This is a genomic window from Aeromonas sp. 6P (assembly GCF_051919525.1).
Lineage (GTDB): Bacteria > Pseudomonadota > Gammaproteobacteria > Enterobacterales > Aeromonadaceae > Aeromonas > Aeromonas veronii.
This window is the reverse complement of the sequence record NZ_JBQBEO010000005.1, coordinates 1-12,447: the sequence shown is the minus strand read 5'-3', so window position 1 is coordinate 12,447 and position 12,447 is coordinate 1. Positions and strand designations below refer to the sequence as shown.

At 57.0% G+C, this 12,447-nt stretch carries 23 protein-coding genes; 2 read left to right on the top strand and 21 right to left on the bottom strand.

Going from position 1 to position 12,447, the window contains the following annotated elements; genetic code table 11:
* Positions 1-130: 130 nt before the first annotated feature.
* From ACTG2J_RS21845 to ACTG2J_RS21835, 3 genes are all read right to left on the bottom strand, one after another.
* Positions 131-511 (bottom strand): hypothetical protein, encoded by a 381-nt coding sequence (locus tag ACTG2J_RS21845; protein WP_439997952.1) that lies wholly within the window; start codon positions 509-511, stop codon positions 131-133.
* The gene (locus tag ACTG2J_RS21840) at positions 512-1,048 is read right to left on the bottom strand and encodes a DUF1640 domain-containing protein (protein ID WP_439997943.1); all 537 of its coding nucleotides are present in this window, start codon (positions 1,046-1,048) and stop codon (positions 512-514) included. It abuts the gene before it with no gap.
* A gap of 704 nt (positions 1,049-1,752) precedes the next feature.
* The gene (locus tag ACTG2J_RS21835) at positions 1,753-2,163 is read right to left on the bottom strand and encodes a MobC family plasmid mobilization relaxosome protein (protein ID WP_439997942.1); all 411 of its coding nucleotides are present in this window, start codon (positions 2,161-2,163) and stop codon (positions 1,753-1,755) included.
* A gap of 208 nt (positions 2,164-2,371) precedes the next feature.
* On the opposite strand from ACTG2J_RS21835, the gene ACTG2J_RS21830 reads away from it, so the two are divergent.
* Positions 2,372-2,662, top strand: coding sequence for a hypothetical protein (locus ACTG2J_RS21830; protein WP_439997941.1), 291 nt, complete (start codon positions 2,372-2,374; stop codon positions 2,660-2,662).
* 178 nt (positions 2,663-2,840) lie between these two features.
* Here the strand turns inward: ACTG2J_RS21830 and ACTG2J_RS21825 are convergent, their stop codons facing one another.
* The 13 genes from ACTG2J_RS21825 to ACTG2J_RS21765 all read right to left on the bottom strand — a co-directional run bounded on the left by ACTG2J_RS21825 (position 2,841) and on the right by ACTG2J_RS21765 (position 8,948).
* Entirely contained in the window at positions 2,841-3,716 is an 876-nt protein-coding gene (locus ACTG2J_RS21825) for a replication initiation protein (RefSeq protein WP_439997940.1), read from the bottom strand.
* A 282-nt stretch (positions 3,717-3,998) separates the two neighbouring features.
* Positions 3,999-4,217 carry a hypothetical protein gene (locus ACTG2J_RS21820; protein WP_439997939.1) on the bottom strand — a complete coding sequence of 73 codons (219 nt, stop codon included), beginning with the start codon at positions 4,215-4,217 and terminating at the stop codon, positions 3,999-4,001.
* Positions 4,218-4,232: 15 nt separating this feature from the next.
* Positions 4,233-4,481 carry a DUF2442 domain-containing protein gene (locus tag ACTG2J_RS21815; RefSeq protein WP_439997951.1) on the bottom strand — a complete coding sequence of 83 codons (249 nt, stop codon included), beginning with the start codon at positions 4,479-4,481 and terminating at the stop codon, positions 4,233-4,235.
* The gene (locus ACTG2J_RS21810; protein ID WP_439997950.1) at positions 4,465-4,707 is read right to left on the bottom strand and encodes a DUF4160 domain-containing protein; all 243 of its coding nucleotides are present in this window, start codon (positions 4,705-4,707) and stop codon (positions 4,465-4,467) included. Before ACTG2J_RS21810 ends, ACTG2J_RS21815 begins: the two co-directional genes overlap by 17 nt.
* Positions 4,698-5,060, bottom strand: a complete 363-nt coding sequence (locus ACTG2J_RS21805) for a type II toxin-antitoxin system CcdA family antitoxin (RefSeq protein WP_439997937.1) — start codon at positions 5,058-5,060, stop codon at positions 4,698-4,700. Before ACTG2J_RS21805 ends, ACTG2J_RS21810 begins: the two co-directional genes overlap by 10 nt.
* Positions 5,061-5,095: 35 nt before the next feature.
* The gene (locus ACTG2J_RS21800; protein ID WP_439997949.1) at positions 5,096-5,626 is read right to left on the bottom strand and encodes a hypothetical protein; all 531 of its coding nucleotides are present in this window, start codon (positions 5,624-5,626) and stop codon (positions 5,096-5,098) included.
* A gap of 14 nt (positions 5,627-5,640) precedes the next feature.
* Positions 5,641-5,934, bottom strand: a complete 294-nt coding sequence (locus ACTG2J_RS21795; RefSeq protein WP_439997948.1) for a type II toxin-antitoxin system RelE/ParE family toxin — start codon at positions 5,932-5,934, stop codon at positions 5,641-5,643.
* Positions 5,922-6,188, bottom strand: coding sequence for a CopG family ribbon-helix-helix protein (locus tag ACTG2J_RS21790; RefSeq protein WP_439997947.1), 267 nt, complete (start codon positions 6,186-6,188; stop codon positions 5,922-5,924). The genes ACTG2J_RS21795 and ACTG2J_RS21790 overlap by 13 nt, the downstream gene beginning before the upstream one ends.
* Before the next feature lie 193 nt (positions 6,189-6,381).
* Entirely contained in the window at positions 6,382-6,582 is a 201-nt protein-coding gene (locus ACTG2J_RS21785) for a hypothetical protein (RefSeq protein ID WP_439997946.1), read from the bottom strand.
* 7 nt (positions 6,583-6,589) lie between these two features.
* Complete coding sequence (locus ACTG2J_RS21780; RefSeq protein WP_439997945.1) at positions 6,590-6,877, bottom strand: hypothetical protein; 288 nt, start codon at positions 6,875-6,877, stop codon at positions 6,590-6,592.
* A gap of 110 nt (positions 6,878-6,987) precedes the next feature.
* Complete coding sequence (locus tag ACTG2J_RS21775) at positions 6,988-7,296, bottom strand: mobilization protein (RefSeq protein WP_439997944.1); 309 nt, start codon at positions 7,294-7,296, stop codon at positions 6,988-6,990.
* Positions 7,297-7,833: a DUF1640 domain-containing protein gene (locus ACTG2J_RS21770; protein WP_439997943.1), complete on the bottom strand. Its 537-nt coding sequence runs from the start codon at positions 7,831-7,833 to the stop codon at positions 7,297-7,299.
* A gap of 704 nt (positions 7,834-8,537) precedes the next feature.
* Positions 8,538-8,948 (bottom strand): MobC family plasmid mobilization relaxosome protein, encoded by a 411-nt coding sequence (locus tag ACTG2J_RS21765; protein ID WP_439997942.1) that lies wholly within the window; start codon positions 8,946-8,948, stop codon positions 8,538-8,540.
* 208 nt (positions 8,949-9,156) lie between these two features.
* Between ACTG2J_RS21765 and ACTG2J_RS21760 the strand changes: the two genes are divergently transcribed.
* On the top strand, positions 9,157-9,447 hold the full coding sequence (locus ACTG2J_RS21760) for a hypothetical protein (RefSeq protein ID WP_439997941.1): 291 nt from the start codon (positions 9,157-9,159) through the stop codon (positions 9,445-9,447).
* A 178-nt stretch (positions 9,448-9,625) separates the two neighbouring features.
* Here the strand turns inward: ACTG2J_RS21760 and ACTG2J_RS21755 are convergent, their stop codons facing one another.
* The 5 genes from ACTG2J_RS21755 to ACTG2J_RS21735 form a co-directional block, all read right to left on the bottom strand.
* Positions 9,626-10,501 (bottom strand): replication initiation protein, encoded by an 876-nt coding sequence (locus ACTG2J_RS21755; protein WP_439997940.1) that lies wholly within the window; start codon positions 10,499-10,501, stop codon positions 9,626-9,628.
* Positions 10,502-10,783: 282 nt separating this feature from the next.
* Positions 10,784-11,002: a hypothetical protein gene (locus ACTG2J_RS21750; RefSeq protein WP_439997939.1), complete on the bottom strand. Its 219-nt coding sequence runs from the start codon at positions 11,000-11,002 to the stop codon at positions 10,784-10,786.
* A 15-nt stretch (positions 11,003-11,017) separates the two neighbouring features.
* Positions 11,018-11,491, bottom strand: a complete 474-nt coding sequence (locus ACTG2J_RS21745) for a DUF2442 domain-containing protein (RefSeq protein WP_439997938.1) — start codon at positions 11,489-11,491, stop codon at positions 11,018-11,020.
* The gene (locus ACTG2J_RS21740; protein ID WP_439997937.1) at positions 11,482-11,844 is read right to left on the bottom strand and encodes a type II toxin-antitoxin system CcdA family antitoxin; all 363 of its coding nucleotides are present in this window, start codon (positions 11,842-11,844) and stop codon (positions 11,482-11,484) included. The genes ACTG2J_RS21745 and ACTG2J_RS21740 overlap by 10 nt, the downstream gene beginning before the upstream one ends.
* Before the next feature lie 35 nt (positions 11,845-11,879).
* On the bottom strand, positions 11,880-12,182 hold the full coding sequence (locus tag ACTG2J_RS21735; RefSeq protein WP_439997936.1) for a hypothetical protein: 303 nt from the start codon (positions 12,180-12,182) through the stop codon (positions 11,880-11,882).
* Positions 12,183-12,447 lie beyond the last annotated feature (265 nt).

The following is a 12,447-nucleotide window of genomic DNA, read 5'->3' as shown; positions in this document are numbered from 1 at the left end:
CCGCGCCTTGATAGCTCACCAGTTCGTACTCAACCGGGGGGAACTGGCGAATATGCGCCACCGTGTCAGGCGTACCCAACCGACCTGATTTCATATCCGATCTCCTTAATTGTTGTCACAGTGACGCCAATTACATGCGTAATCCGCTACCGCAACTCTGATCTGCGCTCTGCTCTTTCCGCAGCGCCTTACCCCTATCGACGATCAGCTCTGCGCCTTGTATAAGTCGTCCAGCGCCTTGCTCAAGTCGCTGACACTGCTGCTCAAGCTGCCAAGCGCTGTCCCTGTGACTTTGTTCGAGCGCTCTACCCCGTTCTGCAGCGTCTAACGAACTCTGTAGCTCGCTGCATAGCGTCTCGCAGCTCTTTAGCGCATTGCTGCATACCGTCTGCAACTCGCTCAAAGAGCGCGCCTGCTGCTTCAATTGCAGCGCCAAAGCCGCCGTTTGCTGCTGGTGCGCCGTTTCGATCCGCTCCAGCCTGTCGAGCAATACCCGCTCCAGTTCGGTCATTCAGTTCACCTCCACGGCCATTTTGTCGCTGTCCTTCACCTTGAACGGTTCCCCTAATGTCGGCGCGAGGATGTAGCTCTTTCCCCCCTGATGGACGAAGGTCACTCCGGTCGGAAGCTCCGCCAGCGTGGCTTTCGCGCTGCGGATCTCGCTGTTCAACCGTTGAACCTCGCTGCCCATCCAGCTCAATACCCCCCAGCTCCCCAGCCCGATCCCCACGGAGGTGCATACCCCGACCAGCAAGGCTTTGAGCCAAACGCTGGAGACCAGCTTGAGGGTGTTGGTCTCGCTCTGGGCCTGCTCCAAAACCTCCCTCAATGGAACGGTCGAATCGGTGATCTGTTGGGGCAAGCCCTCGATCCCTTTCTTGATAGCGCCCACGGTTGTATTCAGCTCGTCGCTCACACGCTTCTCTAAGTCTTTCTTGAGCTCGTCGAGCACCGCTTTCGCTAACTTCTCCACCTCGCCCAATTCCTGCTCTTGCCGCTGCTTGAGCCTCTCGCTCAAGCGTTCTTTCTGCTGTCCAAGACGCTCCATAGAGTTCCCCTTTTAACCGGATAGCGTTGGGATAGCCCTCCGGCTTGATGCTGGTGTAATCGGCCCCCGTGCGCGTGATTTCGCACCCTAGCGAGGTTTGTAGGTAGTCCCGCAGCTCCGCCGCATTGGAGATCACTCTCTGCTCGGCGGCGGCGAATAGGTGGTCGGTGATCTGTTTCTTGATGGCTGTCTTATCGCTCTTGTCCTTGAACGCCTCGAAGTCTGGCCGTAGCAACCGCGCCCGAAGCGGGTCGTCTGGCCGCGCCCAGCCCCTTTCGTGGTTGTGTTTATCCCTCACCGCATCGAAGGCTTTACGGTGACCAGGTGGGGCCGGGTTGAACGATTTGCCTGTGCCCAGGTGAACACGGGGGATCAGGATGTGGACGTGAACCCCGCCATCCGGTTCGTCGTGCTGGACCGCTGTCAGGTGGACGTCTTCCGGCTCCAACCCAGCAAACGCCACCGCCTCGAAGTCCGCCAAAACCGCCGTGATCTCGTCGGCGGTCGGGGCCTCTTCCGCCGCCCACGAGATCACGGCACTCCGGTATCGATGCTGGAACGGCAGCGAGTCGGCCACCGCCGCGAACAGCACCGGATCGCCCCGCAGTACCGTCACCCCTGCCCGTGGTTCACCTGTGTGATCGTGCGAGCCCATGAGGTAGGCCGAAGCACGGGCACCGCTGCCCGTACCGTGGGAGAGGAATTTAATGAGCATCGTCGCGCCCCTTGGCCGCAGGCTTGGGGGGCGGCGGCAACTGGGGCAGCAGGCGGCCCGCCTGTGCCTCGATGCTGCGCAGCAGGGCCAGCACCTCCACCAGTTGCACCGACGAGCCGGCCAACCGGCATTCGTTCAGGGCTCGGGCTATCTGGTTGAGGTTGTTGCTCATCCCGGCCAACTGGCGCATCAACGCCGGATCGGCATCGTTGCTGGTATCGCGGACACGGACGGGACGGCGTTGGGGCGTCGGCAAATTCGTCTGCTGGTTGGCATCGACCGCCCCCCGGATCCAGTCCGATACGCTGAGCCCGGATGCTGTCGCCCGCTCGCGCCATTCGGCTGCGGTCGGCTTGTCGATCCTGACGCTGACGGTGGTTATCTTTTGGGCCTTGGACACGCTGCCTCCGGCGGTGGGTTTAGGGGGATTGAAGGGGCATAGCCCCTCACCAGCCCCGTGTTACGTTGAGCCGCGAAGCAGGTGAAAACGTAATACGGGTCGGCTGGCTAATAACCAGTACAGCAAAAAAATAGGGGGGCGGCAACTTGCCATTAATTGTCACCGTGACACATAATCAATTACCGTTACAGTGACAGGAAATAACACCATGAAGGACGCAACGGATAAGGGCACTGGGGACATGTTTGGCATCAAGCGCGGACGGGGTAGGCCAAAAACAGGATCAGCCAAAACAGGGGCTGAACGACAAGCAGCCTACCGTGCAAAGCAGCAGGGCAATAACGTTACTGTGACGATAAATCGGGCATTGGTGGAGGGGCTGGATGCCCAGATGCAGGCTATCCGGGATGGAGGGTCGGCGGTGGTACTGACCCCGGAACAGGCCGGGGAGATCCTGCGGGCACTGCGAACGGCAGAGAACAAACAGCTCCGGGGATAAGCCCTATTGCCCACAGGCCAAACACACGGCCTGATGGACAACCCTTCGGGATCGGCCTTACCCCCCTCGCAACGAGATCCTCTCTCTGGAATTATTTTAACAGCTCAAGACAGACCCTTTTGAGGCGAAAAGACCCCCTCAAAAGGGGGGATCAACTGATAGCTTTGTTTCGCGATCGCTATTTTGAAATTTTGGCGTACTTGCTGACGGTACTGGCCGAGATTTTAAGATCCTGCGCTATCGAGCTATGTGGATGCCCTTCGGCCTTCATCTTCTGGATCGCCTCCCATAGCTCCCAGTTCGTTGATTTGGGCCTTCCACCGCCCTTGGACACCTTGCCGCCGATAAGCCCCCCCTTCCGCCCTTGCTCGGCCTTGATGGCTCTAAGCTCCGGCGTTAGGACGCAGCCCGCCCCGGTGTAGCGGTAGTAGACGAACTCGGCCACGCTCTTGGCCACATAACCCACTTCACGGGCAGGCAATGCCCCTCTGTCACTGACGATCTGCTCTGACATCGCCAACGCTCTGGTCACTACCTGACGATGCCAAACCTCATAGGACGCGCTACGAGCGATTTCTGCCTGTGGGTAAGCCCATCGCCTTACCTCATCGAACAAAGCGCTATTACGACCCTCTGAGGCGCTTATGGAGTGATCCAAAGCCTTGGCTCGCCGTGCTGACAGATTTACCGGTTCAGCCAACTCTGAAAGCGTGTGTGTCCGCCAGTGCCGCCAGTCGGTATCGTTGATGAAGGCGCAGGGGTTGCGGTGGATATGGCGCGCAAAGCAGAGATCGGCCCCGTAATGCTCGTCATAGGCGGCCTCGATAGCCGTCAAATAGCGGTACGGCTGGCGCTCGCGTACCTCCGGCTGACAGTAAACCGGGTCTTTTAGCAGCCAGAAAGCTTGGTGCCGATGGGGATCGGTCTGGTTGTAGACCACCACGTTCGGCTCGATGTCGTACAGTGTGTGGGCGTGAACGGTCGGCGAGTTATCATGATCAATCATCAACCAATGACGGTCGTTGAGATGCGCCCTGATGCGCTCGATCTGCATGGCGCTATCGCGAGGTAGCCAGCAGGTAGGGCCGCCCTTAACGGGCTGACACTCGACAAATTCGGGCAGGAGTCGCTTGAAATTACCTAGCAAGACCAACCGCCTTATTGGCGGTGTAGGGTTGTTTGACGTGATCCATGTGGTATTCTTGTTCCTGTGATTAAGTCACGGCCCCGAACTCTCTGAACGCTTCCGCCAAGTTGCATGAACAGAGATTCGGGGTTTGTCTTTTCTGGACAGTACGTTAACGCAGTACCTACGCCTGAGCAACGTTAGCCGCTTCTAACTTTCTTTCACCTTTACCGACCCATCTTCTTCCTCTGGAAGTTCTGGGGCTCGCTCGCTTATGGAAAGGCACATCATCCCGATGTAATGGGCCAAATAAGGATCAACCTCTCCACCATCCAGCCAGCTATCAATGATGTTTGCAGCCTGATGGAGATCGTTCATGTTCATGTGCCACTCTGGTGAGTCCACACCATAAATATCCTCTAACGTCACCCTTTCACTCCCTCATTAAGCGGCTCGGTGTGGCCTGTGAGTGATATCCCCTTGGCCCGCCAACAAACCAGCAATAGAAATATCCTCATCCAACTCATCCCAGTGAATACCTTGCTGACTAAGTTCGTACTGGGTTAACTGTTCCGGTCTCGCTCTCATCAAACGAGGGAACCAAACAAGGGGCACCCCGATAATCCGTCCATCGAGCAACTCAACCCACATGCTGTTCTCGTCAAACCGCACCAATTTAGGCGAAATATTCATGCCATTTCTCCGCGAAAAACGCCCTGTGTTCATTTGCGATAGTGATGACCTCTCGCAACTCCCGCGCTCCAAATCCATCATTTCTGGAAAGAAATACCTCTGGCTCTAGCCAGATTTTTGCCTCATTACCCGCTTTTGATACGTGAATGTGAGCAGGTTCCAGAGGATCCCCTTCGTTTGAGTAGAAGAAGAACCGATAGCCATTAATGCGCAAAATCACCGGCATGGTGCCGCTCCATCAAGACCTAGCTCTCGTTCTACATCGTCCAGCGAATGCAGAACCTCTTCACCCTTGCGAACTCTCTCCATGGTCTGCTCGACCTTAGATAATCCATCGGAAAATAGACCGCGTTCTTCAACCATCCGGTTCAGTTCTTGGATTGCCTCATAGTTCTCCTGAGCCCAACCGTCCATCTCTACTTTGTTCCGTTTACCCAACTGATTGAGCTTCTCCGCCATCTCTTTTTCCGGCAGAAAGTCACCAACATCAGCCTCACTCAATGCAGCCTCAACCTGTTCGCCCTGCCAAGCTTCATGAGCCACATCCACTTGCATCTCTTGGTTCTCGTTTTCCGTCATCCATCCCCCCGCATCAATGCCCAATCATCACTTTCTTACCACGGTGGAGAATCATCAACCTTCTCTCGGCTCTTCCGGGCGGCTTTGGTTTCCGCTTTGAGCTGATTGATCTTCGCTTCGGCCTGCTCCGGCGGCAACGTCTTGCGCCACTCAGCCCGCCGCTTGCTTCGTTCTGCCTTGACTGCTCTTCGCTGTTTTTTCTCTGCCTGATCGGCCTTGTGCGGCGCCTTCTTGCTCTGTGGCTTCTTGGTCTCTGGCAAGGGCTTCCCTGTTTTCTCTGCGTGACGCTTTAATGCCGCAGCCTTGCGCTCTTCAAAGGTCAACGCCTTATCGATCAACCGCCCCCTTTGTATTGCCTCGCCCACCGCTTGCCCTGCAAGTTCAGGAGCGACGTCTACAACGTCCAGTTTTGCTCTTGGGGTAGGTCTGTTCTTCTTCTGCCGAGCCTGCTGCAACCGAGTAATTTCGCTCATCTCATCAGCAGGATTGCGGAGGAGATCCAGCCCGGTAGCTCGCTTATCTGCCTTGGCGTTTTTAGCAGCTTTCTCCCAGTTCAACCCACTCATTGCCCCTCCAAGACCTAAATAAACCCGGCTTCGCGCTGGTGGCGCAGAGCCAAGATCACTACGGTTTCGCCCTCTAGTCGGTAACGCGCCAGATAACCACTGTCCCCAAAGGGGATCACCCACTCGCGGAACACCTCCGGAAGCCCTTCAACAGGACGACCCATCTCGGGTTGTTGTCCGAGCTGGGCCAGCGCCGAACGGATGGTTTGGGCTGCTCGCTGTGCAACAACAGGGCTTTTACTGTGCAAGAAATCGCGCAGCCGTTTAAGGTCACGCAGAGCAGCCGGAGAGAGGATCACTTGTGGCATGCAGGTGCACCACCTTCAATCTCGGAGCCCCAACCAGCCAACCACTGATCGGCCTCCTCAAGAGAGACATGCAAACCACTCTCCTGAAACTCCTGCCAAGCATCGAGGGTATCGCGGCGGAACGCCTCCTTGCGCTCTTCGCGCTCAACATACTGGGTGATGGCTTCGCGCATCATCCAGTGCGCTGAACGGTCGCGGGCAGCAGCTAGCTGCTTGATCCGGCTTTGGGTATCGCTATCAAGTTTGATAGACATGGGTTTGGTAGCTGCGGACATAAGACCTCACTGTTAGCCAAAGGTATTACCTTGTGATACCTAAATTTACCACGCAATCCAAGCGCCGTCACAACCCGATTGCAGTACTGCAATGCAGCCCCCGAACGGGGGCGACTAGCGCAGTCTGTCGCCGCGGGCTCGGGGGCCGCCAAGCGCAGCGCGGCAGAACAGGCTAGACCTTCATCCACCGCAGCAGCAGGGCCAACAACGCTATCCATGCCGCCATGTCCCAAGAAGGCCCCGCCAAGGCGCTGTAGAGCGAACCAAGATCCAACCAGTCCGCAGCCCAGTACAGCAGGGATTTCGCCGCGAACACGGCGGCCAGTGCCGCCACCGTGTGCCACAACATCAGCCCCGGAAACCGATCACTCAATCGCACCTCAATCCACCTCCACGCCTGCATCGAGCAACCGTTGCCGCCACGTATCGGCGGACAACAGGGCATAGTGGGCCACCTGCTGGCGCAGGTATTCGGTATCAATGACGATCCAGCGGCTGCCGTCGTCATCGATCAGCCAGTCGATGGTCGCATCGAGGAGGTCGATCAGCGGCTTTCCATCGGCCCATAGCCAAGGGGAGCCTTGATAGCTCACCAGTTCGTACTCAACCGGGGGGAACTGGCGAATATGCGCCACCGTGTCAGGCGTACCCAACCGACCTGATTTCATATCCGATCTCCTTAATTGTTGTCACAGTGACGCCAATTACATGCGTAATCCGCTACCGCAACTCTGATCTGCGCTCTGCTCTTTCCGCAGCGCCTTACCCCTATCGACGATCAGCTCTGCGCCTTGTATAAGTCGTCCAGCGCCTTGCTCAAGTCGCTGACACTGCTGCTCAAGCTGCCAAGCGCTGTCCCTGTGACTTTGTTCGAGCGCTCTACCCCGTTCTGCAGCGTCTCGAACGAACTCTGTAGCTCGCTGCATAGCGTCTCGCAGCTCTTTAGCGCATTGCTGCATACCGTCTGCAACTCGCTCAAAGAGCGCGCCTGCTGCTTCAATTGCAGCGCCAAAGCCGCCGTTTGCTGCTGGTGCGCCGTTTCGATCCGCTCCAGCCTGTCGAGCAATACCCGCTCCAGTTCGGTCATTCAGTTCACCTCCACGGCCATTTTGTCGCTGTCCTTCACCTTGAACGGTTCCCCTAATGTCGGCGCGAGGATGTAGCTCTTTCCCCCCTGATGGACGAAGGTCACTCCGGTCGGAAGCTCCGCCAGCGTGGCTTTCGCGCTGCGGATCTCGCTGTTCAACCGTTGAACCTCGCTGCCCATCCAGCTCAATACCCCCCAGCTCCCCAGCCCGATCCCCACGGAGGTGCATACCCCGACCAGCAAGGCTTTGAGCCAAACGCTGGAGACCAGCTTGAGGGTGTTGGTCTCGCTCTGGGCCTGCTCCAAAACCTCCCTCAATGGAACGGTCGAATCGGTGATCTGTTGGGGCAAGCCCTCGATCCCTTTCTTGATAGCGCCCACGGTTGTATTCAGCTCGTCGCTCACACGCTTCTCTAAGTCTTTCTTGAGCTCGTCGAGCACCGCTTTCGCTAACTTCTCCACCTCGCCCAATTCCTGCTCTTGCCGCTGCTTGAGCCTCTCGCTCAAGCGTTCTTTCTGCTGTCCAAGACGCTCCATAGAGTTCCCCTTTTAACCGGATAGCGTTGGGATAGCCCTCCGGCTTGATGCTGGTGTAATCGGCCCCCGTGCGCGTGATTTCGCACCCTAGCGAGGTTTGTAGGTAGTCCCGCAGCTCCGCCGCATTGGAGATCACTCTCTGCTCGGCGGCGGCGAATAGGTGGTCGGTGATCTGTTTCTTGATGGCTGTCTTATCGCTCTTGTCCTTGAACGCCTCGAAGTCTGGCCGTAGCAACCGCGCCCGAAGCGGGTCGTCTGGCCGCGCCCAGCCCCTTTCGTGGTTGTGTTTATCCCTCACCGCATCGAAGGCTTTACGGTGACCAGGTGGGGCCGGGTTGAACGATTTGCCTGTGCCCAGGTGAACACGGGGGATCAGGATGTGGACGTGAACCCCGCCATCCGGTTCGTCGTGCTGGACCGCTGTCAGGTGGACGTCTTCCGGCTCCAACCCAGCAAACGCCACCGCCTCGAAGTCCGCCAAAACCGCCGTGATCTCGTCGGCGGTCGGGGCCTCTTCCGCCGCCCACGAGATCACGGCACTCCGGTATCGATGCTGGAACGGCAGCGAGTCGGCCACCGCCGCGAACAGCACCGGATCGCCCCGCAGTACCGTCACCCCTGCCCGTGGTTCACCTGTGTGATCGTGCGAGCCCATGAGGTAGGCCGAAGCACGGGCACCGCTGCCCGTACCGTGGGAGAGGAATTTAATGAGCATCGTCGCGCCCCTTGGCCGCAGGCTTGGGGGGCGGCGGCAACTGGGGCAGCAGGCGGCCCGCCTGTGCCTCGATGCTGCGCAGCAGGGCCAGCACCTCCACCAGTTGCACCGACGAGCCGGCCAACCGGCATTCGTTCAGGGCTCGGGCTATCTGGTTGAGGTTGTTGCTCATCCCGGCCAACTGGCGCATCAACGCCGGATCGGCATCGTTGCTGGTATCGCGGACACGGACGGGACGGCGTTGGGGCGTCGGCAAATTCGTCTGCTGGTTGGCATCGACCGCCCCCCGGATCCAGTCCGATACGCTGAGCCCGGATGCTGTCGCCCGCTCGCGCCATTCGGCTGCGGTCGGCTTGTCGATCCTGACGCTGACGGTGGTTATCTTTTGGGCCTTGGACACGCTGCCTCCGGCGGTGGGTTTAGGGGGATTGAAGGGGCATAGCCCCTCACCAGCCCCGTGTTACGTTGAGCCGCGAAGCAGGTGAAAACGTAATACGGGTCGGCTGGCTAATAACCAGTACAGCAAAAAAATAGGGGGGCGGCAACTTGCCATTAATTGTCACCGTGACACATAATCAATTACCGTTACAGTGACAGGAAATAACACCATGAAGGACGCAACGGATAAGGGCACTGGGGACATGTTTGGCATCAAGCGCGGACGGGGTAGGCCAAAAACAGGATCAGCCAAAACAGGGGCTGAACGACAAGCAGCCTACCGTGCAAAGCAGCAGGGCAATAACGTTACTGTGACGATAAATCGGGCATTGGTGGAGGGGCTGGATGCCCAGATGCAGGCTATCCGGGATGGAGGGTCGGCGGTGGTACTGACCCCGGAACAGGCCGGGGAGATCCTGCGGGCACTGCGAACGGCAGAGAACAAACAGCTCCGGGGATAAGCCCTATTGCCCACAGGCCAAACACACGGCCTGATGGACAACCCTTCGGGATCGGCCTTACCCCCCTCGCAACGAGATCCTCTCTCTGGAATTATTTTAACAGCTCAAGACAGACCCTTTTGAGGCGAAAAGACCCCCTCAAAAGGGGGGATCAACTGATAGCTTTGTTTCGCGATCGCTATTTTGAAATTTTGGCGTACTTGCTGACGGTACTGGCCGAGATTTTAAGATCCTGCGCTATCGAGCTATGTGGATGCCCTTCGGCCTTCATCTTCTGGATCGCCTCCCATAGCTCCCAGTTCGTTGATTTGGGCCTTCCACCGCCCTTGGACACCTTGCCGCCGATAAGCCCCCCCTTCCGCCCTTGCTCGGCCTTGATGGCTCTAAGCTCCGGCGTTAGGACGCAGCCCGCCCCGGTGTAGCGGTAGTAGACGAACTCGGCCACGCTCTTGGCCACATAACCCACTTCACGGGCAGGCAATGCCCCTCTGTCACTGACGATCTGCTCTGACATCGCCAACGCTCTGGTCACTACCTGACGATGCCAAACCTCATAGGACGCGCTACGAGCGATTTCTGCCTGTGGGTAAGCCCATCGCCTTACCTCATCGAACAAAGCGCTATTACGACCCTCTGAGGCGCTTATGGAGTGATCCAAAGCCTTGGCTCGCCGTGCTGACAGATTTACCGGTTCAGCCAACTCTGAAAGCGTGTGTGTCCGCCAGTGCCGCCAGTCGGTATCGTTGATGAAGGCGCAGGGGTTGCGGTGGATATGGCGCGCAAAGCAGAGATCGGCCCCGTAATGCTCGTCATAGGCGGCCTCGATAGCCGTCAAATAGCGGTACGGCTGGCGCTCGCGTACCTCCGGCTGACAGTAAACCGGGTCTTTTAGCAGCCAGAAAGCTTGGTGCCGATGGGGATCGGTCTGGTTGTAGACCACCACGTTCGGCTCGATGTCGTACAGTGTGTGGGCGTGAACGGTCGGCGAGTTATCATGATCAATCATCAACCAATGACGGTCGTTGAGATGCGCCCTGATGCGCTCGATCTGCATGGCGCTATCGCGAGGTAGCCAGCAGGTAGGGCCGCCCTTAACGGGCTGACACTCGACAAATTCGGGCAGGAGTCGCTTGAAATTACCTAGCAAGACCAACCGCCTTATTGGCGGTGTAGGGTTGTTTGACGTGATCCATGTGGTATTCTTGTTCCTGTGATTAAGTCACGGCCCCGAACTCTCTGAACGCTTCCGCCAAGTTGCATGAACAGAGATTCGGGGTTTGTCTTTTCTGGACAGTACGTTAACGCAGTACCTACGCCTGAGCAACGTTAGCCGCTTCTAACTTTCTTTCACCTTTACCGACCCATCTTCTTCCTCTGGAAGTTCTGGGGCTCGCTCGCTTATGGAAAGGCACATCATCCCGATGTAATGGGCCAAATAAGGATCAACCTCTCCACCATCCAGCCAGCTATCAATGATGTTTGCAGCCTGATGGAGATCGTTCATGTTCATGTGCCACTCTGGTGAGTCCACACCATAAATATCCTCTAACGTCACCCTTTCACTCCCTCATTAAGCGGCTCGGTGTGGCCTGTGAGTGATATCCCCTTGGCCCGCCAACAAACCAGCAATAGAAATATCCTCATCCAACTCATCCCAGTGAATACCTTGCTGACTAAGTTCGTACTGGGTTAACTGTTCCGGTCTCGCTCTCATCAAACGAGGGAACCAAACAAGGGGCACCCCGATAATCCGTCCATCGAGCAACTCAACCCACATGCTGTTCTCGTCAAACCGCACCAATTTAGGCGAAATATTCATGCCATTTCTCCGCGAAAAACGCCCTGTGTTCATTTGCGATAGTGATGACCTCTCGCAACTCCGCGCTCCAAATCCATCATTTCTGGAAAGAAATACCTCTGGCTCTAGCCAGATTTTTGCCTCATTACCCGCTTTTGATACGTGAATGTGAGCAGGTTCCAGAGGATCCCCTTCGTTTGAGTAGAAGAAGAACCGATAGCCATTAATGCGCAAAATCACCGGCATGGTGCCGCTCCATCAAGACCTAGCTCTCGTTCTACATCGTCCAGCGAATGCAGAACCTCTTCACCCTTGCGAACTCTCTCCATGGTCTGCTCGACCTTAGATAATCCATCGGAAAATAGACCGCGTTCTTCAACCATCCGGTTCAGTTCTTGGATTGCCTCATAGTTCTCCTGAGCCCAACCGTCCATCTCTACTTTGTTCCGTTTACCCAACTGATTGAGCTTCTCCGCCATCTCTTTTTCCGGCAGAAAGTCACCAACATCAGCCTCACTCAATGCAGCCTCAACCTGTTCGCCCTGCCAAGCTTCATGAGCCACATCCACTTGCATCTCTTGGTTCTCGTTTTCCGTCATCCATCCCCCCGCATCAATGCCCAATCATCACTTTCTTACCACGGTGGAGAATCATCAACCTTCTCTCGGCTCTTCCGGGCGGCTTTGGTTTCCGCTTTGAGCTGATTGATCTTCGCTTCGGCCTGCTCCGGCGGCAACGTCTTGCGCCACTCAGCCCGCCGCTTGCTTCGTTCTGCCTTGACTGCTCTTCGCTGTTTTTTCTCTGCCTGATCGGCCTTGTGCGGCGCCTTCTTGCTCTGTGGCTTCTTGGTCTCTGGCAAGGGCTTCCCTGTTTTCTCTGCGTGACGCTTTAATGCCGCAGCCTTGCGCTCTTCAAAGGTCAACGCCTTATCGATCAACCGCCCCCTTTGTATTGCCTCGCCCACCGCTTGCCCTGCAAGTTCAGGAGCGACGTCTACAACGTCCAGTTTTGCTCTTGGGGTAGAGGATTGCGGAGGAGATCCAGCCCGGTAGCTCGCTTATCTGCCTTGGCGTTTTTAGCAGCTTTCTCCCAGTTCAACCCACTCATTGCCCCTCCAAGACCTAAATAAACCCGGCTTCGCGCTGGTGGCGCAGAGCCAAGATCACTACGGTTTCGCCCTCTAGTCGGTAACGCGCCAGATA

Coding starts and splice junctions, on each gene's coding strand:
- ACTG2J_RS21845 (WP_439997952.1), bottom strand. CDS start 511: ATGACCGAACTGGAGCGGGTATTGCTCGACAGGCTGGAGCGGATCGAA.
- ACTG2J_RS21840 (WP_439997943.1), bottom strand. CDS start 1,048: ATGGAGCGTCTTGGACAGCAGAAAGAACGCTTGAGCGAGAGGCTCAAG.
- ACTG2J_RS21830 (WP_439997941.1), top strand. CDS start 2,372: ATGAAGGACGCAACGGATAAGGGCACTGGGGACATGTTTGGCATCAAG.
- ACTG2J_RS21825 (WP_439997940.1), bottom strand. CDS start 3,716: ATGCAGATCGAGCGCATCAGGGCGCATCTCAACGACCGTCATTGGTTG.
- ACTG2J_RS21815 (WP_439997951.1), bottom strand. CDS start 4,481: ATGAATATTTCGCCTAAATTGGTGCGGTTTGACGAGAACAGCATGTGG.
- ACTG2J_RS21810 (WP_439997950.1), bottom strand. CDS start 4,707: ATGCCGGTGATTTTGCGCATTAATGGCTATCGGTTCTTCTTCTACTCA.
- ACTG2J_RS21805 (WP_439997937.1), bottom strand. CDS start 5,060: ATGACGGAAAACGAGAACCAAGAGATGCAAGTGGATGTGGCTCATGAA.
- ACTG2J_RS21800 (WP_439997949.1), bottom strand. CDS start 5,626: ATGAGTGGGTTGAACTGGGAGAAAGCTGCTAAAAACGCCAAGGCAGAT.
- ACTG2J_RS21795 (WP_439997948.1), bottom strand. CDS start 5,934: ATGCCACAAGTGATCCTCTCTCCGGCTGCTCTGCGTGACCTTAAACGG.
- ACTG2J_RS21790 (WP_439997947.1), bottom strand. CDS start 6,188: ATGTCTATCAAACTTGATAGCGATACCCAAAGCCGGATCAAGCAGCTA.
- ACTG2J_RS21780 (WP_439997945.1), bottom strand. CDS start 6,877: ATGAAATCAGGTCGGTTGGGTACGCCTGACACGGTGGCGCATATTCGC.
- ACTG2J_RS21775 (WP_439997944.1), bottom strand. CDS start 7,296: ATGACCGAACTGGAGCGGGTATTGCTCGACAGGCTGGAGCGGATCGAA.
- ACTG2J_RS21770 (WP_439997943.1), bottom strand. CDS start 7,833: ATGGAGCGTCTTGGACAGCAGAAAGAACGCTTGAGCGAGAGGCTCAAG.
- ACTG2J_RS21760 (WP_439997941.1), top strand. CDS start 9,157: ATGAAGGACGCAACGGATAAGGGCACTGGGGACATGTTTGGCATCAAG.
- ACTG2J_RS21755 (WP_439997940.1), bottom strand. CDS start 10,501: ATGCAGATCGAGCGCATCAGGGCGCATCTCAACGACCGTCATTGGTTG.
- ACTG2J_RS21745 (WP_439997938.1), bottom strand. CDS start 11,491: ATGCCGGTGATTTTGCGCATTAATGGCTATCGGTTCTTCTTCTACTCA.
- ACTG2J_RS21740 (WP_439997937.1), bottom strand. CDS start 11,844: ATGACGGAAAACGAGAACCAAGAGATGCAAGTGGATGTGGCTCATGAA.